The sequence below is a fragment of the Vibrio sp. Isolate34 genome, assembly GCF_022397915.1.
GTDB lineage: Bacteria > Pseudomonadota > Gammaproteobacteria > Enterobacterales > Vibrionaceae > Vibrio.
Genome location: NZ_JAKEUO010000013.1, coordinates 102546 through 127952, shown reverse-complemented (window position 1 = coordinate 127952; position 25407 = coordinate 102546). Strand labels below are relative to the sequence as shown.

The following is a 25407-nucleotide window of genomic DNA, read 5'->3' as shown; positions in this document are numbered from 1 at the left end:
CCATAATTAGAAAAGATCGATGTTCCTTTGACGCTCTAAGAAAGATAATTGGTGCTTATCTCAAATTACACTCTTATAATGATTGTGTTATCAATATGTTCGATAATCATGGATCTAAGTCTTGGACAAAAATCAGTACCTTCTTGAAACAGAATTAGAAAAACTCAAAACTCGTGTTGACTCTGAGCCATTGGTGATCCTCGAGATTGCCCAACAATGCCTCGTCAGATCTGAGCAAGTTCTGTTTGAAGAGGGCGCGATCCAGTCGCTGATGTTAATGGTAAGATGTTGTTGGAACCTAATGGATTACCAGAAAGGTTTAAAATACATCAAAGAAGCCTACAAGCGGCAAAACCGATTAGACACCGATCTTTTTCTCCCTGAAATCCTCCACTTACATGCGCTCCAGTTCTGGGGACAAGCCAAGTATTACTCCGCCCAACAGTTTTGGATCAATGCCTTAGAGCAGTCAGCATTAGTTGATGAAGTCGAAATACAGATCGAATGCCTCATCGGTCTCGGCAACATTTGGCGGATGACCCATGAATATATACTAGCCCGCTCGACCCACCAACTTGCCGTTAAAGTGGCTAACAACAGTCGCATTGGTTGGTTAGAGGGTAAAGCCAGAATACTGCTCGCGTGGGATTACTACCTGCTCAACAACTATGTTGAAATGCTATCGGTATTAGACGGTGCAGAAGAAGCATTAAAAGACCATAAAGATAACACTTGGCATGCTGAGGTGTGGGACTTCCGAGGCCTTGCCCTAATTGGTCTTGAGCGCTTAGATGACGCAGAGCGCGCCACTGCTAAAGCGCACAATCTGGCAGTTGAACACAACCTAATATGGATGAAGGCGCACTCATACATCAGCCGAGCTAGATTGGAGCTCCTGAGAAAAAGGCCAGAACAAGCGGCGGAATTACTGAGGCTCGCAGAACAATCCGCAAACAAGTTCGATAATGGGGAGTTGCTGAGCCAAATCTGTTACCAACAATCCTTGGTTGCGGAAGAAAACCAAGACTTCCAAGCCGCACTCGTCGCCTTTAAAAAATATCGTCAATATTCTATCGGCATGCTCAAAGAGCAAACGACACGTGTGGGACTAGATAAAGCGCGAAGTTCAAAACGCCAACTAGAACAGAGAGCGCGAAAACTGATTAACCGTATTCGTGGCCAACACGAGTACGACCCAGAGAATCACCTATCTTATGTCGTTTCAGAAACATTTTGGTGGGAGCAACTAGTGCTCTTCAAAACAGAACTTAAGCGTTCAAACCACAGCATTATTATGTTCCATCATGTCGATACTGATTACTTAGATGTCTGTACCGAGATTGCTCATGCTTTATGTAACCAGAATGACTTCATCGCAAGGCTAAGTTCTGAACGTGTCGCGCTTATGCTTTCCGAGAAAGGCGAAGCCGCAGAACAAACCTTCCAAACGCTGAGCACCATGCTTGATATCTATCCATGGCATAGAAAGGGATTAAAAGGTTCCAAACCGACTGTCAGCCTCAATGACATTTTGACGTTCCCGTTCACTCTTGAACAACTAGAAGAAGATGATGCCGAGGTAACTGATTAATGGAAACGCTATTAAGTAAGATCACAGACGCTGGTTTGGACCCTTCATCAGTATCGGGTGAAGAGGCGATCATATTCTGGGATCACATTCGTCAGCACGTTTCGACGACCAAAACAGAACAAGCGCACTGTTACATCATCAGCTCGGAATACCGCACTGAGTTACAACAGAATCAAACCAGCATCGAAGAACTAAGGTTGGCACTCGACCTACTCCACTTACCTGCTGATATAGAAGACATTCTGACAGTCAAGACCAGCTTAAGTGACCGCTTGGTTGAAATTGGTGATTACACATCAGCACTCAATGAATTCGTCAGTTCTTCATCAATCGCTGTAGAGCACGGTTACATCGATGAATACGTCATGGCGATTTTAGGTATGGGCAACCTATGTGATGCCTACGGTGATCACGGCAGAGCCCTTCGCTACTACCAGAAAATCAACAGCATCGACCATGCGATAAGCAGTCGCTCGCTTCGCCTCAAGTTCAAGCTGCACATGGTGGCAAGCCTGTTATTACTCAACCGAATTACCGCAGCCAGTGATTTACTGAATGAGTGCGAAGAACTGAGTATTTTGGTGAGTGATAAGTTGCTTACCGCTCAAATATTGCTTTACCAAGCGAAGGTGCTGCGCGCTAAGAAGAAATACCATGAGGCGCTACGCTGTCTGTCTAAGGTTCAATACCCAACCAACAGCACTAAAGCAAGCTGGATCGCAACCATGACTCGTCTAGAGCTAGCACATTGCCTAAGTGCAACCGGCAAGCAAGACTACGCGAGCATGATTCTATCAAGCACAAACAAGCGGGTAAAAGCTTATTCATCCCCTGTACTTGCAAAGCGATTCTACGACTCTCTGAGTGACGTGTGTATGAATCAAGGGCGTTTTCAAGAAGCGCTAAGCTATGAGAAAAAAGGCTACCGAATTGAAACCGATCTGATGAAGCAGATCCCGATCAGTGAGCTCGGTGCAAGCCAGCTACGCCGACTGTCTCGTTTTGAGTTACAACTCAAACTCATTCTCTCAGAACAAGAGAACAAAGAGCTAAAAGAGACCACAGAGCAACACAAAAATGCCGTGGCTCAACTACAACAAGATGTGTTCACTGACCCGCTGACTGGTTTACATAACCGTCGATGGTTGGACGTAAAACTAAAAGACATGCTATTACACGAGACCTCGTTTGCATTAATGGTTGTCGACATTGACCACTTTAAATCGATTAACGATGAGCTAAGCCATTTAGTCGGCGATAAGGCGATTGTCAGTGTGTCTCAAGAGCTGCGTTCATACTTTAAGTTTAAAGGTGCTTCGTGTGTCCGATTTGGTGGCGAAGAATTCTTGGTCATCCTAGAAAATACCAATCTTGCTAAGGCAGAGATGCACTCTGAAAATTATCGGGAGCGCATCTTCCAATTTGGATGGCATGAAATACTTGGGGAGCGCGGTTTGACCGTGAGTATTGGTATCACTCTGCACCGCGAGGGCGAGAATACTCAGCGCACATTCTACCGAGCGGATAAAGCACTATATCGAGCCAAAGCCAACGGCCGTAATCAGGTGTGCACTGAGTAGGTAACCAGATTAGAGTATGTACAGCGCATGCTCTGTACTTACTCACCATCAATAGCGGCAGATCCAATGTGAGCTAATGATAGTAGCCAGAGCTATTGATAGAAAAACAGAGATATTCCACCCAACGCAGCAAGTGTGCCGATGATACTTTGCTTTGACACCTTCTCTCCTTTAAGCGCGTAAATCACCAAAATAAACACTGGACTGGTCGCTATCAATGTTTGAGCAATCGCAGGGTTAGCATTTTTCAACGCTACTTGCTGCAACCATAGAGCGAGGAACGTTCCTACAAAGATTGCCCCTAAAAGCCAGAGTTTGTCGAGCTTGGTCATTTCCCATAAATCTCTTTTTATTGAGGCATAAGGCTTCTCCTCAATAAATGGGATTATCAGCATCACTGCAAACACGCCAATCGTTAGACGAATCAAGGCGCCTAGCAATGGCTGGATATCACCAGCGACTAACGCATAGTGAGAAATAACCACACCCGAAGCCTGACATACACTCGCCACAAGCCCATAACCAATGCCACTCCACTGCGTCTTGTCATTAGATTCACCATTGGTCGATTTAGAGGGTTGAAACACAACAAAAGTGACCGCGAGCGTTGTGATGACAACGCCTAACCAACTTTGTAAGGTTAAGGCTGCACCAAGGAGCATCAATGCTAATACACCGGAAAGCGGAGGCGCCAAAGACTCAAGCAACAAAGTTTTGTTCGCACCAATTCTTTTCAAGGCTGCAAAATAAGCGCTGTCTCCAATGGCAATGCCAATCAAACCTGAAATTGCCAATATCAGAAAATGATTGGCACTCAATTCGAATTCGGGCATCGGAATTAAAGGCATTATCAGCAACATCATCCCTGACGCCACTACACCCTTAACAATGTTCAATTGCATCGCAGAGAAGCGATGTCCAAATTGTCCATAGATCCATGTCGCACACGCCCACACAATCGCAGCGCCAATGGCCGCTATTTCACCTATATACATTTGTATTCATCCTTGGGGTTATGTATATCCACTTACATTGCTCCAGAAATCACTTTATTAGAATGCCAAACAAGAGCCCAGAAGAAACCTCTCCAAACAGGATGTCGATTTTATAAGATAGAACAATAATATCGTTCACATTAGAAGCAAAAACACATTATTTGTAACTCGGTAAATCATTTTGATAACAATTACTTGGATGATAGCGTAGTATATTTATAACTCATATCTAACATTACAAGGATCTGTTATGTTTTTAGACTACTTTGCCCTCGGTCTACTGATTTTCGTAGCATTAGTCATCTTTTACGGCATCATCGTTATTCACGATATTCCCTATGAAATTGCGAAAGAACGCAATCACCCTCATCAAGATGCTATCCATGTCTCAGGCTGGGTTAGCCTATTCACCTTACACGCTATTTGGCCATTCCTTTGGATTTGGGCGACGCTATGGCGCAAAGATCGCGGTTGGGGCTTCGCTAAACTCGAAGAAGAGCAACACGATATTCATCATCGCGTCGATATTCTCATCGATCAAGTGAGTACCCTGCAGGAAGAGATCGCACAACTCAAACAGGCGAGTACTGAGCAAAACAGTCCAAAGAAAGAGACAGACAGCGCTCAAGATCAGGAGGTTAAGTAATGGATTTACTGCTGATAATGACCTATGCGGCACTTTGTATCACCATTTTCAAGGTGTTCAATATCCCGCTAAATAAATGGACAGTACCTACCGCCGTTCTTGGTGGTGTTATCATCATAGGAACTTTGATCCTGCTGATGAACTACAACCACCCTTTCACGCAAATTGGTAACCAAGTTTACTCAACAACGCCAGTCGTTTCAGGCGTTAGGGGTAAAGTTATCGAAGTGCCCGTAGAGGCAAACAAACCTCTGAAACAAGGGGATATTCTTTTCAAAATCGACCCAGTTCCATTCGAAGCTGAAGTTGCAAGATTAGAAGCTAAGGTAAAGGAAGCAAGCCAAGGTGCTCTTGGAATGGAATCTGAAGTGACTGAAGCTGAGGCTGCAAAAATCAAAGCCATCGCAGAGAGAGATAAAGCCCAACGTGAATTCTCTCGTTACAAGCGCGGTTATGACAGCGGAGCCTTTACCGAGCAACAATTAGATACTCGTAGACAAGCTTACAAGGCATCAGAAGCCGCCGTGAAAGTGGCAGATGCCAATCTAGAACAAGCAAAAATTGCCCTAGATTCTGAAATCGGTGGCGAGAACACCGCAGTATTGAGCTTATTGGCCGAATTACGTAAAGCTCAGTTTGATTTAGAGCAAACCGTTGTTCGAGCTCCTACTGATGGATACGTTACTCAGCTAGCATTACGTCCAGGTGTAATGGCTGTGCCACTTCCTTTAGCTCCGGTAATGACGTTTGTTCACACAGAGGAGCAGTTCTATACCGCTGCGTTCAGACAAAACTCTCTACAACGCCTGCAACCGGGTTACGAAGCTGAGTTCCTATTTAGAGCACTGCCAGGAAAAATATTCAAAGGACGTATTGATGAAGTGATTCCAGCTATTGGTGAGAGCCAATTCCAAGCTAGAGGCGCGCTTCTAGGTACTGACGCATTACGTACCAGTGGTCGTGTGTTTGTTAAACTGAGCATTACTGATGATTTGTCTGATTACCATTTACCTATGGGTACCGCAGTTGAAGTTGCTGTTTATTCTGACAGTTTCACTCATGTGTCTATTATGCGTAAAGTGCTTATTCGTATGAAGAGTTGGCAGAACTATCTATATCTAGACCACTAACGATATCTAGACCACTAAACGGTCGTAGATATTTGACGAACCCGCTTAACACATTGTTAATATGAATGAAAAAGCCAGACCCGCTCTGGCTTTTTTGTTGTTTGATTAACCGTAAATTTGCGTATTTTTCATCATATCTAGGTGTTCAGATGGAATTTTAGACATCTAGACACTTACCTTCCCTTATGGAAGGGTTCTACTGTATAATGCGCGCCTTATTTTTTATATTTGCCCAAAAAACGTTCTCATTGAGACGCATATTAATAATGGCGAATATTCGTTCTTTATCATGTTTTATCTTTCAGTATTCGAGGTTATCTATGAACTTTTCAGCTAAAACAGTCGTCGTTATCGCCATTGGCGCGGCACTGTACGGCATTGGTGGTTTACCTATGTTTGGTGTCCCAGTGTTTGCGAACACGACATTGAAACCAGCAATGGCAGTTCTAGCACTGTTTTCTGTTTTGTTCGGCCCAATTGTAGGCTTCTTGGTAGGCTTCATTGGCCACTGGGTAACAGACTTGTTCGCAGGCTGGGGCGTATGGCTAACTTGGGTATTGGGCTCAGGTATCGTGGGCATGGTTATTGGTCTATTTCCTATGATGACTAAAAACCGTCTTCAACAAGGCGAACTGCCAATGAAAGATTTTGCACTATTTGTCGTGCTTGCTCTTGCAGGTAATGTTGTCGGCTACGGCTGTTCTGCATTCCTAGATACCATCTTATACGCAGAACCGTTTACTAAAGTCTTCACTCAACTGTCTATCATCGCAGCGGGTAATACCGTTCTGATCGCTGTTGTTGGCTTCCTGATCCTAAAATCAGTCGCTAAGCGTAACAAACAAAGCCGCAACCTGACTGAGGCATAAGCGATAATGACTATAGCATTTTCGAACTTCTCTTTTAGATATGAATCGCTGGATAAACCGACGCTAAAAAATATCAATCTAAGGATAGAGAAAGGAGAGAAAATCGTCATTATTGGACCAAGTGGTAGTGGTAAATCTACGCTAGGTCAATGTCTTAACGGTCTGATCCCTCACGCGATTAAAGGTGAGGTTTCCGGTTCTTTAGAGATCAACGGCAAGAACATCTCTGAGTTTTCAATGCACGACTATACCGAGCAAGTCGGCACGGTATTGCAAGATACTGACAGCCAATTTGTCGGCTTAAGTATCGGCGAAGACATCGCATTCGCATTGGAAAACCAGTTGATGTCGAACATCGATATGTATCCTCTTGTTAAGTCGACAGCAAAAATGGTCGACTTGGCGGGTATGCTCGATCGCTCTCCGCACGACCTTTCTGGTGGTCAAAAACAACGAGTATCGTTAGCGGGTATCTTAGTTGATGACGTTGATATCTTGCTGTTTGATGAGCCTCTGGCCAGCCTTGACCCTAAGACGGGCAAGGCAACGATTGAGATCATCGACCAACTGCATAAAGAAACCAACAAAACTATCGTGATTATCGAACACCGCCTTGAGGATGTTCTACATCGCGATATTGATCGTGTGATCTTAATGGAACGCGGCGAAATCGTTGCAGACATGACACCCGATGAAATCTTGGCTTCTGAACTGCTTGAGACACACGGTATTCGTGAACCACTTTACCTATCAGCACTTAAAGCAGCCAAAGCGCCTTTAACAAGTGAAGACAAGCTGTCCAACCTCAAAGCTTTGGACTACAAAAGGTTCCGTCCAGCGGTTCAAGCTTGGTTTGCTGAACGCCCTACTGCCGTTGCTGAAAAACAGTATCAGCCTTTGCTCGAAGTGCATGGCCTGACTTACTCTTACGACGGTGAAAAAAACGCACTCGAAGATGTCAGCTTTAAGATTGGCAAGGGTGAGTTTGTTTCAATATTGGGTAAGAACGGCTCGGGTAAATCGACCATCACCAAGATTATCATGGGTGTGATTGACGCGGATTCTGGCTCTTCGTACCTGAACGGCGAAGACTTGTCTGAGCTTTCTATCTTCGAAAGAAGTCAGAAAGTCGGTGTGGTCATGCAGAACCCGAACCATATGATCTCACATCATATGATTTTTGATGAGGTTGCATTTGGCCTTCGTAACCGTGGTGTTACAGAAGACGAAATCAAAAACAAAGTAGAAAACGTTCTTGAGCTTTGTGGCTTGAGTAAGTTCCGCCACTGGCCAATCGAAGCACTGAGCTACGGTCAGAAAAAGCGCGTAACAATAGCGTCTATCTTAGTTTTAGAACCGGAGCTTCTGATCTTAGATGAGCCAACGGCGGGTCAAGACTACCGTAACTACACATCGATGCTGGCGTTCATTCAAAAACTCAACCGCGACCTAGGCATCACCGTTGTGATCATCTCACACGACATGCACCTCGTTCTCGAGTACACCACACGTTCAATCGTGATTGCAGACAGCAAGCTGATTGCCAATGCCGCGATGACGGAAGTATTCAGTCAACCATCGCTATTAGAACGTGCAAATCTTTGTACCACCAGCATTTATGAACTCGCGACCATGATGAAAATCGACGACACCAATGCATTTATGCAGTACTTCATCGACTACGAGAGAAGCACTCAATGAATGCATCAAAAGTAAAATTCGGCATCAATTACATTGATACCAAATCACCGCTACACGCTCTCAATGGCATCACCAAGTTTGCGTTGTTTTTGGCTTGGGTAACCGTTGTCCTTACAACGTTCGATCTCAGACTCATCGTTGTTTTGATCCTGACTGGCTTATATCTATTAAAGCTGACTCAAGTTCCAGTACGTGTTTACAAGCCGCTATTGATTGGTACTGCAAGTGTTCTGAGCCTAAATGCCTTATTTATGTATTTACTGGCTCCACAACAAGGTCCCGAACTCATCGGCAGTGAAACGCTATTATTGACGCTTCCTGGCAATTACTCATTGAGCCAAGAGACACTGTTTTACTTAGTGACCGTGACGCTCAAATACATGAGCATGTTCCCGATAGCGCTGATCTTTGTCTTCACAACGCACCCAACTGAGTTCGCAGCGAGCCTCAACCGTATCGGAGTTCCTTACAAGATTGCTTATGCGGTGAGCTTAACGCTACGTTACTTGCCAGAAGTTAAGAAAGATTTCGTCAATATCATGCACGCCCAACAGGCTCGTGGTGTAGAACTATCCAAGAAGGCACCACTCATTACCCGCATCAAAAATGTTGCAAAAGTGTTAGGGCCATTGATTTTTTCAAGCTTGGATCGAGCAGATGAGATCTCAAATGCGATGACACTGCGTGGTTTCGGACGACATAAGTCTCGCACTTGGTACAGCTATGCTCCTCTCAAACGAGTCGACTTTATGTGCTTGGTGGTCATTGCCTTGATAGTGATATTATCCATCGCAAAACGTATTGTTGAGCCTGAATTATTTTGGTATCCATTCTAGTTCTTATTTACCACGTATAAACAACAGCTTAAAATAACACACAGCTCAATAGAGCGGTGTTTTTATATGGGCTCAGAGCCGCTTGAAATTCAAGCGAACGATCTATTTTTATCGACTTTTGACGATAAACTGACGTACTTTTCACGTCTAGGGTTTGAGATCTCTATCAGAAACTCTTAATATACTTTACAGAATGTTACACTCAATAGAGGTTTGTAATGGCTCGAATTACTCAAGTACAGAAACTAGAAAACCAAAAACACTACGATGAAATCGTACTAAACCTTTTTCTGGCTGAAGGACATGAAGCACTAACTTATGCAAGGATTGCTCAAGAAATTGGCATTAGTTTAACGACGCTTCAGGGCTATTATTCATCGACCCGCGCTATCCGATCAGTGCTTCACAAACACATGTTATCGATTGTTATCGAAAGCTTGGACTTCTCGTCAGAAGTCGCGTTTGTACAGTCTTGGCAAGATGCTCTAGAAGATGAACAGTTCCGATACGTTATTAAACTCATGTTTTTCCATGCATCTCAGGTTAAAAGCCCTGAAGAATTTAATGTCAGTTCAGATGGTCACTTTCGTGAGAAGATGCTTGAGAGCTTTGGGACTGACTCAATTAGGATTATTGAAACCGTGGTAGGACGTTCTATGCTTTACCTTACGAACTTCAAGCAGCACTAAACGAGATACTCTCAAATAGAAAAAGGGAACCATAAGGTTCCCTTTTTATACTTTCTACTACGTGAATTATATTACGAATTCAGTTTATAGAAGACTGTTGATAGCGGCGGTAAACGCAACTCAATCGATGTATCCAGACCTTCGCTTTCTACTGATTCGATCTCCGCAGTCTGCTTCACTTCAAAACCACTACCGGCGTAGTCAGTCGAGTCTGTATTCAACAATAGTGAGTACTCACCTTGTACTGGCACACCTAAACGAAAGTGCTCGTGAGGAACTGGCGTAAAGTTAGATACCACTAATATACGCTCACCAGATTCACTGATACGTTCGTGCGCTAGGATACTCGCTTCTGCTGAATCTTGAAGGCGCCATTCAAAGCCTTTCGGGTCAAAATCAAGATCGTGCATTGCTGCTTCTGAACGGTACAGATTATTCAGGTCTTTGGTTAAACGCTGAACACCTTGATGACGCTCATAATCTAACAAGAACCATTGCAGTTGGTCGTCATGGTTCCATTCAGCCGTTTGACCAAATTCAGCCCCCATGAAGTTCAACTTCTTACCCGGTTGTGCATACATGTAACCCATGTAAGCGCGTAGGTTAGCGGTTTGCTGCCACTCATCGCCCGGCATCTTGCTATGGATAGAACCTTTACCGTAAACCACCTCATCATGAGACAGAGACAATACGTAGTTCTCACTGTGTGCATAAACCAGCGGGAAGGTAATCGTATCGTGGTGATATTTACGGTTGATTGGGTCTTCTTGAATGTAAGACAAGCTATCGTGCATCCAACCCATGTTCCACTTAAAGCCGAAGCCTAAACCGCCCATAAAGGTTGGCGCTGAAACGCCAGGGAAAGCCGTCGACTCTTCCGCAATTGTCATTGCATTCGGGAAGTGCTTGTACACTTCTTCGTTCATCCACTTAAGGGTAGCGATAGCATCGTAGTTTTCGTTGCCACCATCCACGTTTGGAATCCACTGATCATGGCTGCGCGAGTAATCGAGGTACAGCATTGAAGCTACCGCATCCACACGAATACCATCAATATGGAATTGCTCGAACCAGTACAGCGCGTTTGCCACTAAGAAACGACGTACGTGTTCGCGACCTAAGTCATAGATGTACGAGTTCCAGTCTTGGTGCCAACCACGACGTGGATCTGGGTCGTGGAACAGCGGTGTACCATCGAAGTTAGCCAAGCCGTGATCATCACTTGGGAAGTGTGCTGGAACCCAGTCAAGTACAACACCTAGACCAGCTTGGTGACATTGGTCGACAAAGTATTTGAAATCATCCGGAGAACCAAAGCGGCTCGTTGGTGCGAAAAGACCAACTGGCTGGTAGCCCCATGAACCATAGAAAGGGTGTTCTGAAACTGGCATCAACTCGACGTGAGTGTAACCAAGCTCGGTGAGGTACGGGATCAGCTCTTCTGCTAACTCGCGGTAGTTTAGAAAATCACCTTCAGCATTGCGCTTCCAAGAACCAGCATGTAATTCATAGAACGACAGTGCTTCCTTACGCTTCTCTGTCACTGGGCGATTTTGCCATTTGGCATCTTGCCACTCATAACGAGCGTGATCGTAAGTCACAGAAGAAAATGATGGGTATTGCTCGGAGTAGAAACCCCATGGGTCAGCTTTATGCGGTAAGCCTTCGCCATCCGGTCCTTTTAATTCAAACTTGTATTGAGCGCCCTCTTTCAGTTCAGGAATGAATAGGCCCCACATACCGTAATCTAGACGTTGCATTGGGTGGCGGCGACCATCCCAAGAGTTGAAGTTACCCACCAAGCTTGCCGCTGTTGCGTGCGGTGCATACACCAAGAAACGAGTACCTGAAATCGTCTGTCCATCACGCTCTAGCGTAATAAACTGAGCCCCCATGTGATGGTACATATCTTTCGGTGTATGAAGATCTTCATAGCTCGCGTACAGATCATGATACTGGTAAGGATCATCGATGATCTGCTCTACTCCCGCCCAATCAACTGCGAGCTTATAGTGAGTAAAACGCAAGTCTCTTTCTTGCTTAAGAATGAATCCACTTTCATCCTCTCGCTCTAACTCAATACGAGGTTCCTTTCCAACAATCAACTCGACTTTATCTGCCCCTGGGATCCATACACGTAATGCACCTTGCTCTGAAGGTAGGTATGGACCTAAAAACGCAAATGGGTCAGTGAAACAAGCCTGTGATAGTTGGGTATATATTTGTTTTTGCTTTGAAATCGAACTTAGTTCCAAAACGTTTCTCCCTAACCAAACATCCAAAAAATATAATACAAAAATGCCCGCTATTAGTGCGGGCAATATAACGACGATTTATTCTACCAGATGAGCATTCATTATTGAGTGACCAAGGTTGTAGTTTCGTATGCCGTAAGCAAAAAACCACCTATATTCAAAGCCACTCAAACCCATCATTTACCTGCTTTTTCTCGAACTTCTGTCAGCTTAGAAGCGATGCGATTAACGCCTTCGTGGGCAAAGATTTCGTCCAAGTTCATTGATAGTTTACGACGCCAGTTAGGGTACTCATCGACGGTACCAGGAATGTTTACTGGCTTATCCATCTCTAGCCAGTCTTCCAATTGCACACTTAGCAATGTTGAACCACCCGCTGCAACGTGCAGTTGAAGTGCTTCCGCAAGGTAAGAGTCCATCGGTACTTGGCTTGCATCGCGGCCAACACCTTCAGGTAGGAAACCGTGCCATGCTACTGAATCTAAGATACCTTGCTTACACTCAAGACGGTCATCGAACAGAGTTTCTAGTTGTGCTGCGTCTGGATATAAACCAATCTCTTGGCCCATCTTCAAGTCATCACAGTGCCAGAAGCCACGTAATGTTGGCATATCGTGCGTACATAGAGCCGCCATTGATTGTGATGCGTAGTGCTTCGGAGAGATGAAACCACCATCTTCTTCTGATGTTTCGAAGAAGAACACTTTGTAAGAGTGCACGCCCGCATCCGCTAAGATGTCTACAATCTCATCTGGCACCGTACCTAAGTCTTCACCGATAACGCTACATTGGTAACGGTGAGATTCAAGCGCAAGAATCGACAGCATGTCTTGTACTGGGTAGTAGATGTACGCGCCTTTCGTTGCGTTTTCACCTTTTGGAATCCACCATAAACGCAGTAGACCTAATACGTGGTCAATACGCAGTGCACCACAATGCTTCATGTTCGCACGAAGCAACTTGATGTAAGCGTCGTAGCTTGTTTCTAGAAGCACTTCTGGGTTCAGTGGTGGTAAGCCCCAGTTTTGGCCTAAAGGACCAAGGATATCTGGTGGCGCACCGATACTTGCATCCATTACTAGGTTGCCTTCATCAGCCCAAGTCTCGCTGCCTGAATCTGCAACACCAACCGCTAGATCTCGGTACAGACCAACCGCCATACCTTTCTCTTCCGCAAGCGATTGAGCATCATTGATTTGGCAATCTGCTAACCATTGCAGGTACATGTAAAGATGCACTTGCTCTAGGTTCTCTTTGATGTATTTCTGTGTTGCTGGGCTGTCGAATGTACGGTATTTCTCAGGGAATACCGGCCAACCCCACATGCCAGAATCTTCAGCATGCAGTTCACCATGCAGTGCATCGAACGCCGCTTGGTGCATCAGGCTATCGCCGCCCTCTTCCACAAATGCTAGGAAGGCTTGTGCACGATCGCTGTTCTTGTCTAGGTGACGAGTCTTAAACTCTGCGAATAGCAAAGGTAAGATGCTCATCTTAAGCTCAGACACTTCGGTGTAGTTCACCCAGTGTGCATCACGAGCTTTCTGTAGGCGTTGTTGGAACTCTGCACTGCCTACGGTTTGTTGTGCTTCTGCACTTAATGCAAATTCAGGAACTGAGCTCACATCAATGTATAAGATGTTCAACCAACGACGTGAAGACGGGCTGTATGGGCTCGCACCTTCAGGGTTCGCAGGAAACAATGAGTGAATCGGGTTTAGACCAACGAAGTCACCGCCACGAGACGCGATATCAGCAACCAACTGTTTTAGGTCTCCGAAGTCACCAATACCCCAGTTGTGCTGCGTTCTTAGTGTATAAAGCTGAACACTTGGTCCCCAAAGCTTTTTGCCTTGCTCTATTGGAGACTGTTTGAAACACGCTTTTGGCGTAATAATTAGTGTCATCTCGTAAGGCTTCTTACGGCGCTTACGGCTCACAATTAGCTTGTGATAACCCCATGCCAAATCACTTGGCAATGCAAACACTAAAGGCCCACCCTCGGCACGCTCATCACGAACGACTTGAGATTGAAGATAGCCTTCGAGTACCTCTCCTTGCTCGGTTTCTAAGCGCCAGCTGAACTCGCTTTCACGAGCACTAACACCTAAATTCAGCGCCACTTCTACTGGCTCACCATCACGCAAGACAAGAACTGGGTCTAGTACATCTTTTTTGTGTTTTCTTTCTGCTGACTTTAATAGTGCATCATCGCTGCTTGTATCGTAGCCCAATGAAGCCAATAGAGACGTGATAGTTTCGTCTGATACCTGTGCTTCATCGCCCCACGCACTAACGTAACTGTCGGCAATGTTTGCCATTTCTGCGACTTGTTTTAATACGGTCTGTTCTTTCATCGCTCTCTCCGAAAACGTTCTGACGCTTTCAATTTTTGTAGGGTTGTTTATTTAATTTTTACTAATCAATTAGCTTGTGACAATCAGTTTGTAAGCATTGCTATCGGATAAGCCGTCTGTTTGCTCACAAGCTAATTGAGCCAAGGCAGAGGCTGCCTTGGCTACTTGGGAACTATTAACGGTTAACCGCTTCTAGTTTCCAGATGTTGTTCACGTAGTCGCGGATAGAGCGGTCTGATGTGAACTTACCAACCAATGCTGTGTTAAGAATTGCTTTCTTTGCCCAACCTGCTTGGTCTTTGTATTGCGTGCCCATGTCTTCGTGCGCTTTCACGTAAGATGCGAAGTCAGCAAGACATAGGTATGGGTCACCGCCATCTAGCAGGCTATCAAACGTTGCACGTAGAAGACCTGGTTGACCTGGAGTGAACTCATCGCCAGTCAATAGGTCTAGAGATGCTTTCAGTAGTGGGTCTGCATTGTAGTAATCGTATGGGTTGTAGCCCTGAGCTTTCAGTGCTTGAACGCCATCAACGTCTAGGCCGAAGATGTAGATATTCTCATCGCCAACTTCTTCACGAATCTCAACGTTCGCGCCATCCATCGTACCGATAGTTAGAGCGCCGTTTAGAGCCATCTTCATGTTGCCCGTACCTGATGCTTCTTTACCAGCCAGTGAGATTTGCTGAGAAACGTCTGCTGCAGGGATGATGATTTCAGCCATGCTTACACGGTAGTCAGGGATGAATACCACTTTAAGCTTGTTGCCGATGCGAGGATCGTTGTTGATCTTCTCTGCAATCTTGTTAACCGCGAAGATGATTTCTTTCGCTAGGTGGTAACCCGGTGCTGCTTTCGCTGCGAAGAAACATACGCGAGGCTCACACTCGAAACTAGGTTCGTTAAGAATACGGTGGTACAGAGATAGAATGTGTAGCAAATCTAGGTGCTGACGCTTGTATTCGTGCAGACGCTTGATTTGCACGTCGAAGATAGCGTTAGTATCTAGCTCGATACCCATGTTCTCTTGAACCCAATCAGCAAGACGCTGTTTGTTTTCTTTCTTAACAGCCATGAATTCTTTTTGGAATTTCGCGTCTGTTGCAAACTTAGCGATGCCTTCTAGCTGCTCAAGTTTTGCAGGCCACTCAGTACCGATCTTGCCAGTAATTAGCGCAGATAGGCCTGGGTTACAGAACTTCAACCAACGACGTGGCGTGATGCCGTTCGTTACGTTAGTCAGTTTACCTGGGAAGATTTCGTTGAACTCAGGGAACAAGTCTTTCTTAACCAGTTGAGAGTGAAGCGCAGCTACACCATTTACTTTGTAAGAACCAATCACACATAGGTTTGCCATGCGAACCATGCGGTGGAAACCCTCTTGAATGATAGAAAGCTTCGCTTGCTTCTCACCGTCACCAGGCCACATCTTGCGAACTTCTTGCATGAAGCGGTGGTTGATTTCAAAGATGATTTCCATGTGACGTGGAAGAAGACGGTTGATCAAAGATTCAGACCAAGTCTCTAGTGCTTCTGGAAGTAGTGTGTGGTTCGTGTAAGCGAACGTGTGAGCACTGATTTCCCATGCTTGATCCCAAGATAGACCTTTCTCGTCAATCAGGATGCGCATTAGCTCAGGAATCGCAATCGTTGGGTGCGTATCGTTAAGCTGAATTGTTTCTTGCTTAGGCAGATCTTCTAGAGAGAAACCTGCTGCTTCGTGACGACGTAGAATATCGCGAACCGATGCTGCTGAGTGGAAGTACTGCTGCATTAGACGCAGTGTCTTACCTTTCTCGTGGTTGTCGTTCGGGTAAAGAACCTTAGTGATGTTACCTGCATCGATTAGCGAGTGTTGCGCTTCGAAGTAATCACCGTTGTTAAAGCTTGCTAGTGAGAATGGTGCGATTGCCTGACATTCCCAAAGACGCAGCGGGTAAACCGTGCTTGACTCGTAACCTACGATTGGTAGATCCCAAGGCATTGCTTTTACTTCCATACCTGGAACCCAAGTACGTACTTCTTTACCGTCAATGAATTCAACTTCTACATGACCGTAAAAACCAATGTGTTGTGCTAGTTCTGGACGAGCTACTTCCCACGGGTAACCTTCAACACCGCGCCACGCGTCAGGTGATTCTTGTTGGCGACCGTCTTGGAAAGACTGCTTGAATAGACCGTATTCGTAGTGAAGACCGTAGCCTACTGTTGGGTATTCTTGAGCGGCACAAGAATCCATGAAACAAGCAGCTAGACGACCAAGACCACCATTACCTAGTGATGGGTCGCGTTCTTCTTCTAGAAGATCCGTTAGGTTTTGACCTAGCTCTTCCATTGCATGAGTGATTTGCTCATACAGACCCATGCTGATTAGGTTGTTACCCGTCAGACGGCCAATCAAGAATTCTAACGAAAGGTAGTTAACACTCTTCGCGTTTTTGATTTTTTCATCGTTTTCAGTTTCTAACAGGTCAAATGTTGTAAGTTCGGCTAACGCGCGACCCATTGCTAGGTACCATGCGCGGCTATCTGCGTTTTCTATAGTAGTTGCGTAGGTTGCAGATAGATGTTTCTTAACGCTTTCTTGGAACGACACTTTATCGAAAGTTTTTTGCTGAGTTGGTTTCATTTCAGAAATCTCGCTTTTAATAGTTCTAATTCATCTGTGACATATCGTGCATGGTCACCAGAAACTAAACATCCTCCCGCTAACGCGCCAAACAAGGAGTAGATGGGAGGGCGTAGGGGGCGTACCCAGATTGGGTTAGTGATCTGACTCTCATGTTCTAGCCCAGAATAAAAACTTGGAGTGATTAAGATCACAAGCTCCCGTTCGATAACTTAACTTCAATTGATGTGACTTTTATTTAACCCATTTAAAGTCATTGCCAAATCTGAGTTTCAGATCACGAAAATATTTTTGGACTCTCATCTATTACATAAAAACATGTGTAAGAAAGGACAAAGTCACATTCACAAACCACCCGTAAGGTGAGCAAAGTCACAAATAAAGGGCGTAGAACCCCAAAAACATGCAGGAGTGCAAGGTTTCTGAGGAGGATCATAGTCGGTATCGTTTTGCTTCACGTAATATGAGTAAAGACTTAAGTAATTAGGCTAATGTCATTGGACTGCACTCAACGATAGATTGAGATATTCCAGAACATAGCCACGGAATAGGTGTAAAACTTCGACATGTGGATCCCTTCGAAACTGACTCGTCCCGGCCGCTTACACAATGCAATTCTGCGACCTAGGGTTCTCGATCTGCTTCAGAATGCAGATTGCTATAAGCTAGTACTGTTCCGCTCTCCAGCTGGATACGGCAAAACCACCATGGCTGCCCAATGGCTGGTAGAAAAACCGAATGTAGGTTGGTACAGCATCGATGATAGTGACAACGATGCCTTCCGTTTCATCAACTACCTACTTCAATCCCTTAATAAAGCGACTCAAAATGCCTGCCCGAATGCCCAAAAGCTGGCAGAGAAACGACAGTTTTCATCGCTGCATTCTTTATTAAGTGAAGTGTTTGCTGAGATGTCTGAATTCCACCACGAGTGTTTCCTTGTGTTGGATGACTATCACTTGGTGAACAATGACGACATCCATGAAGCGATGCGCTTTTTCCTCAAACACATGCCCGACAACCTAACGCTTGTTGTGACCAGTCGCGGCACACCGCCGCTGGGTACAGCTAACCTGCGTGTTCGTGATTTGATGATTGAAATTGGCAACGACTCTCTGGCTTTTGATACAGAAGAAACCACACGCTTCTTCAATCAACGCGTCGCCGACGGCATTGACGACACTACCGCTGGCAGTATCTGTAGTTATGTAGAGGGTTGGCCTTCTGCATTACAGCTTATTGCCCTTCAAGCACAGCACCAAAAACGTACGTTGGCACAATCTGCCGAGTCGTTCTCCCACTTTAACCATGCCCACCTTTGGGATTACTTGGTTGAGGAAGTCTTTGACCTGCTAGACAAAGAAACCCGACAGTTCTTGATGCAGTGTTCGGTGCTTGATCACTTCAATGACGAACTTGTTTGCGCACTAACACAACGTGAAGACGCACTCGGTATGATCGAATCGCTCAACCGATTTGGCTTGTTCATCTACCCTCTCGAGGGCGAGAAAAACTGGTACCGCTTCCATAACCTATTTGGTGAATTCCTCGCCCACGAACGACAAGCTCGCATTCCGCAACAAGAAGCGGAATTGCATCGCAGTGCAGCTAAAGCTTGGATCAAACAGAAAACGCCTCACCAAGCTTTGCGACACGCACAGCGCGCAGACGACCCACAACTGATTGTTCAGATCCTCAGTGAACACGGTTGGCAGATGTTCAACCAAGGTGAGCTTTCATCATTAGAAATGGCGATCAAACAGCTGACTACTGACCAACTCTACAGTGAGCCGAAACTGTCAATGCTGCGTGCATGGCTAGCGCAAAGTCAGCACCGTTATGATCAAGTGGGTACTCTGTTAGAAGAAGCCGAAACTCAGTATCAAGCTCGAAACATCGAACTGGATACTCAACAACAAGGTCAATACAACGCATTGCGTGCACAAGTCGCGATCAACAGCAATGAACCAGAAAAAGCACTCGAGTTAGCAGAGCTTTCATTGAGCCAGCTGAATACAACGGTTTACCGTAGTCGCATTGTCGCAACCTCGGTTGTCGGCGAAGTGAATCACGTAATGGGTAACTTGAGCCGTGCTCTGCCGATGATGCAACAAACCGAGAAGCTCGCTCGCCAATATCAGGTTTACCATCAAGCGCTGTGGGCGATTCTCCAGCAAAGTGAAATTCTGATCGCTCAAGGCTACGTTCAAGCCGCATTCGAACTGCAAGACAGCGCATTCAAGCTGATTGAAGAACACCAACTTCAATACGTACCTCTACATGAATTCTTATTGCGTGTTCGAGCGCAGATTTTCTGGTGTTGGAACCGATTAGATGAAGCAGAAGAGTGTTGCTATAAGGGCTTAGATATTCTTGGTCACCATTCACCAAGTAAGCACCTACACAGCTACTCGATGCTGGCTCGTATTTCACTAAGCCGCGGCGAGATAGATAAAGCGTCGAAGTTTATCGACCAGATTCAGCACTTGTTGCGCCAATCAACTTACCATGTGGATTGGACAGCGAATGCTTCACTGTCTCTGATCTTATTCTGGCAAGTGAAAGGCGATAAAGACGCAATCCGTGACTGGTTGAGCGTTGCTGTTCGACCAGAATCAGCGAGCAACCACTTCTGCCAACTTCAATGGCGTAACATCGTGCGTGCTCACATTATCCTTGAACAGTATGAAGAAGCAGAAGAAGCATTGGCATTCTTAAAAAGTGAAGCTCAACGTTCGCATCTGATTACGGATACCAACAGAAACTTAATCGTTGAAGCGGTATTACGCACCCAGATCAACGATGAAGACAGTGCGCGCGTATTGCTAGAAGAAGCCCTACACATGACCAACCAAACCGGTATGGTCGGTAACTTCTTGGTCGACGGTGGAACTATCGGACATATCTTAGATAAGCTGAGCAATAAGCCTGGATTGGGCGATTTAGAACGTCATCGTGCTCAGCAGATCATGAAAGATATCTCAACCACCCAACGTAGCCGTTCGGTTCACTTTGACGAAGATTTTGTCGAGAATCTGGTTAATCACCCGAATATCCCTGAGCTTGTGCGCACTAGCCCACTCACCCAGCGTGAATGGCAAGTACTTGGCTTGATCTACTCTGGGTTCAGTAACGAGCAAATCGCTCAAGAGCTGGATGTAGCAGGTACCACAATCAAGACTCACATTCGTAACCTGTACCAAAAGCTCAACATTGCTAACCGTAAAGAAGCGATAAGCACAGCAGAGAACTTACTTCAGTTGATGGGGTACTAAAACAGGTTCATGATTCAAGATTGATTCGAGAAAACATAAGCTAGTCACCGATGGTGGCTGGCTTTTTTTTCGCTTGGAGAATGGGGAATAAGCGATAGAGATTAGAGATGGCCAAACGGCAGGCAAAAAAATAGCCAACCGCAATAATCGCGATTGGCTCTATATATTTGTGAACAAATCATAAGTTCACTAACAACGTCAGTTGGCTAGGTGACCCTCGGCTTAAGAAGGGTCGATTAATATAATGCAGTTAGCGTGCCAACTTTAATTTAGCGTTTTATAAGCCCTGCATCGCATAAAAACCGCGATTTTCACATGCGAATTGCAAAGTGCATTTGCATAATGCAACCAAGATGCAATATCGATAAGAGACCAGTTTCATCTATACTCTTAATGATAAATTACTAAGTGGTTGTATTTTAAATATTAGGCAAAAGTTCACTTCAACTTATTGCCTTACAATTAAAGCGGTAATAAAAGCATCGACCCAGTGGCATATACATACTTTTTTTACACTAAAGTTTGTATACTGCACAAAATCATCCTCAACTCTATGAAGCAATGAACTACTTAAGTACTTTTTTCAAAGGCATGGCAATGGGCGCAGCCGACGTTGTCCCTGGCGTGTCGGGCGGAACCATCGCATTCATCACTGGTATCTACGATACGCTGCTGGAAAGCATTCGCAGAATTAACCCTAGCGTACTTGGCTTATGGAAACGCGAAGGCTTCAAAGCTGCGTTTAACCACATCAATGGTTTCTTCCTGATTTCACTGTTCGCGGGCGTATTCACTAGCATTGCAACATTCGCAAAATTGATTTCTTGGTTATTGGTCACGCACCCTGTTCCATTGTGGTCTTTCTTCTTTGGCCTGATCTTGGTGTCGGTTTTCCATATTCTTAAGCAAGTAGAAAAGCGCGATATGATTCGATTCGTCTTTTTACTGCTTGGTGTTGCCTTCGCTTACAGCATTACTGTGCTTAAGCCACTGCAAATGGAACCAACCAGCATCAACGTCTTGATTGCGGGTGCAATTGCGATCTGCGCGATGATCTTACCGGGTATTTCAGGCAGCTTTATTCTGCTTCTGATTGGTATGTATGGCCCAGTGCTTGGCGCTGTTAAATCGTTTCAAATCGATGTCCTTGCACTATTCCTAGGTGGCTGTGTGATTGGTCTACTGACTTTCTCACACGTACTCTCTTGGTTACTACGCTCATTCCGTGATTTTACATTGGTGTTTTTAACGGGTTTGATGATCGGTACGCTACCTAAGATCTGGCCTTGGAAAGAGACCATCAGCTGGCGCATCAACTCGAAAGGTGAGCAAGTGCCGCTGATTCAAGAGAACCTCTCTCCGTTCAATTTCGAAGCGGTAACGTCTCAACCCTCTCAGCTCACTTTATCGGTGATCATGATGTTAGTGGCTATCGCGTTGGTGCTGGGTTTAGAAAAGTTTGCTGAGCGCAATGCTGACTAACCTCTAACAATCGTGCTTAAGTTAGCATGTAGGGTGCCGGGCTTAGATAGCGACGCACCTTGTGAATTGAATCAAAGCGAAGCTTATGGCTTCGCTTTTTTATATCTACCATACGCACAAAATTGCTTTTTGATACAAGCACGTATTGAGGGGTGTGATAACATCGCCGCTCTTATAAAATTAGATGAGAACTCGACATGCACCCAGCATTAAAGGTTGCAGCTCTTGGAATTGCTCTCGTGGCAGGCTTTTATGGACCACAAGCAATTCAGCATTTTAAATCAGCGATGGAGCAAACTCCCGCTGACGTTAATTTAGATGATTACTGCATGCTTTCAACAGAATCGTGTGAGCAAAATACCGTTGCGATGACGCTTGAACATGAGACGGCTCAGCCTCTGGTACCGACCAAAATAAAAGTCGTTTGGGAAGGCGCAGCATCTGAAACATTAATGCTGTCACTCACTGGCTTAGAAATGGAAATGGGATCAGCACGTTTTCAATTAAAGAATATTGGCAACAATACCTATGAAGGTGACGTAATTTTACCTGTGTGTACCATGGATAAAATGACTTGGCTTGGCGAACTCACCGATGGTGTTGAAACCGTAAACCCTGCAATAAGGATGGCAAGATGAGTAAGAATTGGTCGTTAGCATTAGTGGTAGCATTTGTACTTGGCTTTGGTGTCAAAAGCTACCTTGATGGGCAAAACGAAGCTCAAGAACAGCACGCTGCAAAGCAAGCTATCGCTACAAAACAAGAGTTATCTGCAACAACCCTTTTTGGTAAAGATAATCAGCCAACGGAAATCTTTGACGAAACCGACGACAGAATTCGTATCGTTTACTTCGGTTTCACACGTTGCCCAGATGTCTGTCCTACCTCACTAGCAATGTTAGCCGGCGCACTTAACCAAGTCTCTGACGAAGCAAAAGCAAAGATTCGCCCGATGTTTGTCTCTCTTGATCCTGAGCGCGATGCCGCAGAAGCTTCTTACGAATACGCACAATACTTCCACCCAATGATGGAAGGATTAAGCGGCCCGTTAGATGTGACAACAACGCTTGCACATAACTACGGTGTTATTTTCAGAAAGACCAAGCTTGAAGGTTCTGAGTTGGAATACACCCTAGACCACAGCTCATATTTTTATTTTTTAAAGCCCGACGGTACCTTGATTACTAAAGTACCGCACACGTTAACACCTGCACCAATTGTTGAAGCCATCAACAAGTTGACGCAGTAAACGTAAAAACAAAGAACTTAACGAATAAAGTTCAAACATAAAGTCAGGTCCCAGACCAAAACATAAAAATAAGGACAACAACATGAAGTTAAAAGCACTTGCTCTAGCAGGCTTATTACTCACTCCCTTTGCTCACGCGAACAGCGACATTATGGTTCACGACGCGTACGCTCGTGCAACACCGCCTTCAGCAGTGAACAGCGCAGTATTCACAACTTTGATGAACCACAGTGACAAAGATCGTGCTATCGTTTCTGCGACCACACCCGCAGCAGGCAAGGTAGAGCTTCATGATGTTATCGTTGATGGCGACGTAATGAAGATGCGCCAAGTTCAAGAGATCACGATCCCTGCGAATGGTGAAGCGGTACTTAAGCCTGGCAGCCTGCACATTATGTTGTTCGACCTAAAAGATGGTCTAAAAGAAGGTGAGCAGATCGAGATGACCCTGACTTTCGCTAACGGTGAAACGCAAACCTTTGAAGCGCCAGTTAAGAAAGTAATGAGCGGCATGAAAAAGATGAATCACGATCATCACTAATCGGATTCACAATCAATGAAATAAATTCAGCCACGATGACTTCTCGCCATCGTGGCTTTTTGGTAAACTGAGCTCGCTTTTTATTCAAAGCCAGATCACATTAATAACCAAGGAGAATAGAAGATGATTGTAATGAAAACACTAAAACTGGCAGTAAAAGTAACGCGTTAATTTGTTTGGTTAAGCAAACTTTAATCTAGAACGACCAACATCAAGCCGACTACTGGCTACCGCACACTTTTACCCGGTTTACTATTGATCTATAAGTGATCGATACCTGCATGCTCAATAACGCATGGCTAAATCCGGGGTCCTATCTATTTGAATTCGACCCAAGCTCAAAACATTTTTGACGTTTCGATGCTTTTATCTCATCAACGCTTTTTGGTCTCGTCAACACTTTTTGATCTCGTCAACAACCTGAGATCTCACAAGATGTTAATGCTCTCATAAGACTTTAATGCTCTCACAAGAAAAGAAAGCTCGCACGTCTGGGTAAATAAACATGAATTCACAAAACGCATTTTCTCATCCAATGTCACTTCAACAACTTGGATGGCAACCTGTATTCCAACAACAACTGACACTCGAAGACTATGACCAATCCGTCATTGCTCGTATTACCGCGCACCATCGCAGCGGCTATACACTAGCGTCAGAACAAGGCGAAATCGTTCTACCTATCCATCAAAACCAGCCCGCAATGACGGTTGGCGATTGGGTAATCTTGAACTCTGAGCTGCAATTCGACCGCTTGCTAGAGCGTCAATCGCTCTTCAGCCGTAAAGCAGCTGGCAGTCGCGTCGCCGAACAATATATTTCGGCGAACATCGACACAGTTTTTATCGTAGTTTCATTGAACAACGACTTTAATCTAAGTCGTATCGAACGCTACCTAGCGCTCGCTAATGAAGCACAGGTTGAAGCGGTTATCGTACTCACCAAGAAAGACTTGTGTGACGACTACGAAGACAAAGTACAACAAGTGCAAAGCTTAGATTCTATGTTGATGATCGAAGCGGTAAACAGCCTTGACCAAGAATCAACTCAAGTCTTGTCACCTTGGTGTAAAACCGGCAAAACCATCGCGTTGATGGGGTCATCCGGTGTAGGCAAATCTACGCTAGTAAACTCATTGCTCGGTGAAACTCAGCAAGCTACGGGTGGCATTCGTGAAGACGACAGCAAAGGCCGTCATACAACCACATCACGATCGCTCCACTTGCTAACATCTGGGGGATTACTGCTCGATACTCCAGGAATGCGAGAACTACAACTTGCTGACTGCGCTGAAGGCGTAAGTGAAACCTTTTCTGATGTCGAAGAGTTAGCCATGCATTGCCGATTCTCTGATTGTCATCATGAATCCGAGCCGGGTTGCAAGATACGCAAAGCCATAGAGGATGGTGACTTATCTGAAAGACGATTTACTAACTATCAAAAGTTATTGAGAGAGCAAGCCAGAAATGGCGCCTCATTGGCAGAACAACGCGCGAACAGTAAACAGCTGTCCAAGATGTACAAAACCGTACAGTCAGAAAGCCGAAACATAAAAAAAGCGGCTGACTAAACCAATCAGGTT

Annotated in this window: 18 protein-coding genes; 14 read left to right on the top strand and 4 right to left on the bottom strand. The window is 45.0% G+C overall.

Translation table 11 applies throughout. The annotated features are described in order from the left end of the window. Positions 1-121: 121 nt before the first annotated feature. A complete protein-coding gene (locus L1D22_RS14960) occupies positions 122-1591 on the top strand; it encodes a hypothetical protein (protein WP_239830381.1) in 1470 nt (489 codons plus the stop codon). Beyond that, positions 1591-3171, top strand: a complete 1581-nt coding sequence (locus tag L1D22_RS14955) for a GGDEF domain-containing protein (RefSeq protein WP_239830380.1) — start codon at positions 1591-1593, stop codon at positions 3169-3171. Before L1D22_RS14960 ends, L1D22_RS14955 begins: the two co-directional genes overlap by 1 nt. A gap of 92 nt (positions 3172-3263) precedes the next feature. Here the strand turns inward: L1D22_RS14955 and L1D22_RS14950 are convergent, their stop codons facing one another. Continuing rightward, on the bottom strand, positions 3264-4166 hold the full coding sequence (locus L1D22_RS14950; protein ID WP_239830379.1) for a DMT family transporter: 903 nt from the start codon (positions 4164-4166) through the stop codon (positions 3264-3266). A 250-nt stretch (positions 4167-4416) separates the two neighbouring features. On the opposite strand from L1D22_RS14950, the gene L1D22_RS14945 reads away from it, so the two are divergent. The 6 genes from L1D22_RS14945 to L1D22_RS14920 all read left to right on the top strand — a co-directional run bounded on the left by L1D22_RS14945 (position 4417) and on the right by L1D22_RS14920 (position 10037). Continuing rightward, positions 4417-4812, top strand: a complete 396-nt coding sequence (locus L1D22_RS14945; protein WP_239830378.1) for a DUF3302 domain-containing protein — start codon at positions 4417-4419, stop codon at positions 4810-4812. Continuing rightward, a complete protein-coding gene (locus L1D22_RS14940; RefSeq protein WP_239830377.1) occupies positions 4812-5942 on the top strand; it encodes an HlyD family secretion protein in 1131 nt (376 codons plus the stop codon). The genes L1D22_RS14945 and L1D22_RS14940 overlap by 1 nt, the downstream gene beginning before the upstream one ends. A 320-nt stretch (positions 5943-6262) precedes the next feature. Beyond that, positions 6263-6811 carry an ECF-type riboflavin transporter substrate-binding protein gene (locus L1D22_RS14935; RefSeq protein ID WP_048662433.1) on the top strand — a complete coding sequence of 183 codons (549 nt, stop codon included), beginning with the start codon at positions 6263-6265 and terminating at the stop codon, positions 6809-6811. Between the two features lie 6 nt (positions 6812-6817). Next, complete coding sequence (locus L1D22_RS14930; RefSeq protein WP_239830376.1) at positions 6818-8512, top strand: ABC transporter ATP-binding protein; 1695 nt, start codon at positions 6818-6820, stop codon at positions 8510-8512. Continuing rightward, the gene (locus L1D22_RS14925) at positions 8509-9348 is read left to right on the top strand and encodes an energy-coupling factor transporter transmembrane component T (RefSeq protein WP_239830375.1); all 840 of its coding nucleotides are present in this window, start codon (positions 8509-8511) and stop codon (positions 9346-9348) included. The genes L1D22_RS14930 and L1D22_RS14925 overlap by 4 nt, the downstream gene beginning before the upstream one ends. A gap of 218 nt (positions 9349-9566) precedes the next feature. Then, positions 9567-10037 (top strand): TetR/AcrR family transcriptional regulator, encoded by a 471-nt coding sequence (locus L1D22_RS14920; RefSeq protein WP_239830374.1) that lies wholly within the window; start codon positions 9567-9569, stop codon positions 10035-10037. Between the two features lie 71 nt (positions 10038-10108). Here L1D22_RS14920 and glgB read toward each other — a convergent pair whose 3' ends face one another. The 3 genes from glgB to L1D22_RS14905 form a co-directional block, all read right to left on the bottom strand. Further along, positions 10109-12292: a 1,4-alpha-glucan branching protein GlgB gene (gene glgB / locus L1D22_RS14915; RefSeq protein ID WP_239830373.1), complete on the bottom strand. Its 2184-nt coding sequence runs from the start codon at positions 12290-12292 to the stop codon at positions 10109-10111. A 176-nt stretch (positions 12293-12468) separates the two neighbouring features. After that, entirely contained in the window at positions 12469-14649 is a 2181-nt protein-coding gene (malQ, locus tag L1D22_RS14910; RefSeq protein WP_239830372.1) for a 4-alpha-glucanotransferase, read from the bottom strand. Between the two features lie 175 nt (positions 14650-14824). Beyond that, complete coding sequence (locus L1D22_RS14905) at positions 14825-17278, bottom strand: glycogen/starch/alpha-glucan phosphorylase (RefSeq protein WP_239830371.1); 2454 nt, start codon at positions 17276-17278, stop codon at positions 14825-14827. Positions 17279-17844: 566 nt separating this feature from the next. On the opposite strand from L1D22_RS14905, the gene malT reads away from it, so the two are divergent. The 6 genes from malT to rsgA all read left to right on the top strand — a co-directional run bounded on the left by malT (position 17845) and on the right by rsgA (position 25395). Beyond that, entirely contained in the window at positions 17845-20553 is a 2709-nt protein-coding gene (gene malT, locus L1D22_RS14900) for an HTH-type transcriptional regulator MalT (protein ID WP_048661010.1), read from the top strand. Between the two features lie 561 nt (positions 20554-21114). Beyond that, entirely contained in the window at positions 21115-22035 is a 921-nt protein-coding gene (locus tag L1D22_RS14895) for a DUF368 domain-containing protein (protein ID WP_017630202.1), read from the top strand. 197 nt (positions 22036-22232) lie between these two features. Continuing rightward, positions 22233-22673 carry a hypothetical protein gene (locus tag L1D22_RS14890; protein WP_239830370.1) on the top strand — a complete coding sequence of 147 codons (441 nt, stop codon included), beginning with the start codon at positions 22233-22235 and terminating at the stop codon, positions 22671-22673. Continuing rightward, positions 22670-23284 carry an SCO family protein gene (locus L1D22_RS14885; RefSeq protein ID WP_239830369.1) on the top strand — a complete coding sequence of 205 codons (615 nt, stop codon included), beginning with the start codon at positions 22670-22672 and terminating at the stop codon, positions 23282-23284. The genes L1D22_RS14890 and L1D22_RS14885 overlap by 4 nt, the downstream gene beginning before the upstream one ends. Before the next feature lie 82 nt (positions 23285-23366). Continuing rightward, complete coding sequence (locus L1D22_RS14880) at positions 23367-23825, top strand: copper chaperone PCu(A)C (protein WP_239830368.1); 459 nt, start codon at positions 23367-23369, stop codon at positions 23823-23825. 505 nt (positions 23826-24330) lie between these two features. Further along, a complete protein-coding gene (rsgA, locus tag L1D22_RS14875; protein ID WP_239830367.1) occupies positions 24331-25395 on the top strand; it encodes a ribosome small subunit-dependent GTPase A in 1065 nt (354 codons plus the stop codon). Positions 25396-25407 lie beyond the last annotated feature (12 nt).

Excerpts from the sequence above, each read along its gene's own strand:
- L1D22_RS14925 (WP_239830375.1), top strand. The coding sequence starts at position 8,509 with ATGAATGCATCAAAAGTAAAATTCGGCATCAATTACATTGATACCAAA.
- L1D22_RS14930 (WP_239830376.1), top strand. The coding sequence starts at position 6,818 with ATGACTATAGCATTTTCGAACTTCTCTTTTAGATATGAATCGCTGGAT.
- L1D22_RS14895 (WP_017630202.1), top strand. The coding sequence starts at position 21,115 with ATGAACTACTTAAGTACTTTTTTCAAAGGCATGGCAATGGGCGCAGCC.
- malT (WP_048661010.1), top strand. The coding sequence starts at position 17,845 with ATGTGGATCCCTTCGAAACTGACTCGTCCCGGCCGCTTACACAATGCA.
- L1D22_RS14950 (WP_239830379.1), bottom strand. The coding sequence starts at position 4,166 with ATGTATATAGGTGAAATAGCGGCCATTGGCGCTGCGATTGTGTGGGCG.
- L1D22_RS14945 (WP_239830378.1), top strand. The coding sequence starts at position 4,417 with ATGTTTTTAGACTACTTTGCCCTCGGTCTACTGATTTTCGTAGCATTA.
- rsgA (WP_239830367.1), top strand. The coding sequence starts at position 24,331 with ATGAATTCACAAAACGCATTTTCTCATCCAATGTCACTTCAACAACTT.
- L1D22_RS14940 (WP_239830377.1), top strand. The coding sequence starts at position 4,812 with ATGGATTTACTGCTGATAATGACCTATGCGGCACTTTGTATCACCATT.
- malQ (WP_239830372.1), bottom strand. The coding sequence starts at position 14,649 with ATGAAAGAACAGACCGTATTAAAACAAGTCGCAGAAATGGCAAACATT.
- L1D22_RS14880 (WP_239830368.1), top strand. The coding sequence starts at position 23,367 with ATGAAGTTAAAAGCACTTGCTCTAGCAGGCTTATTACTCACTCCCTTT.
- L1D22_RS14935 (WP_048662433.1), top strand. The coding sequence starts at position 6,263 with ATGAACTTTTCAGCTAAAACAGTCGTCGTTATCGCCATTGGCGCGGCA.
- L1D22_RS14955 (WP_239830380.1), top strand. The coding sequence starts at position 1,591 with ATGGAAACGCTATTAAGTAAGATCACAGACGCTGGTTTGGACCCTTCA.
- L1D22_RS14885 (WP_239830369.1), top strand. The coding sequence starts at position 22,670 with ATGAGTAAGAATTGGTCGTTAGCATTAGTGGTAGCATTTGTACTTGGC.
- L1D22_RS14905 (WP_239830371.1), bottom strand. The coding sequence starts at position 17,278 with ATGAAACCAACTCAGCAAAAAACTTTCGATAAAGTGTCGTTCCAAGAA.
- L1D22_RS14890 (WP_239830370.1), top strand. The coding sequence starts at position 22,233 with ATGCACCCAGCATTAAAGGTTGCAGCTCTTGGAATTGCTCTCGTGGCA.
- L1D22_RS14920 (WP_239830374.1), top strand. The coding sequence starts at position 9,567 with ATGGCTCGAATTACTCAAGTACAGAAACTAGAAAACCAAAAACACTAC.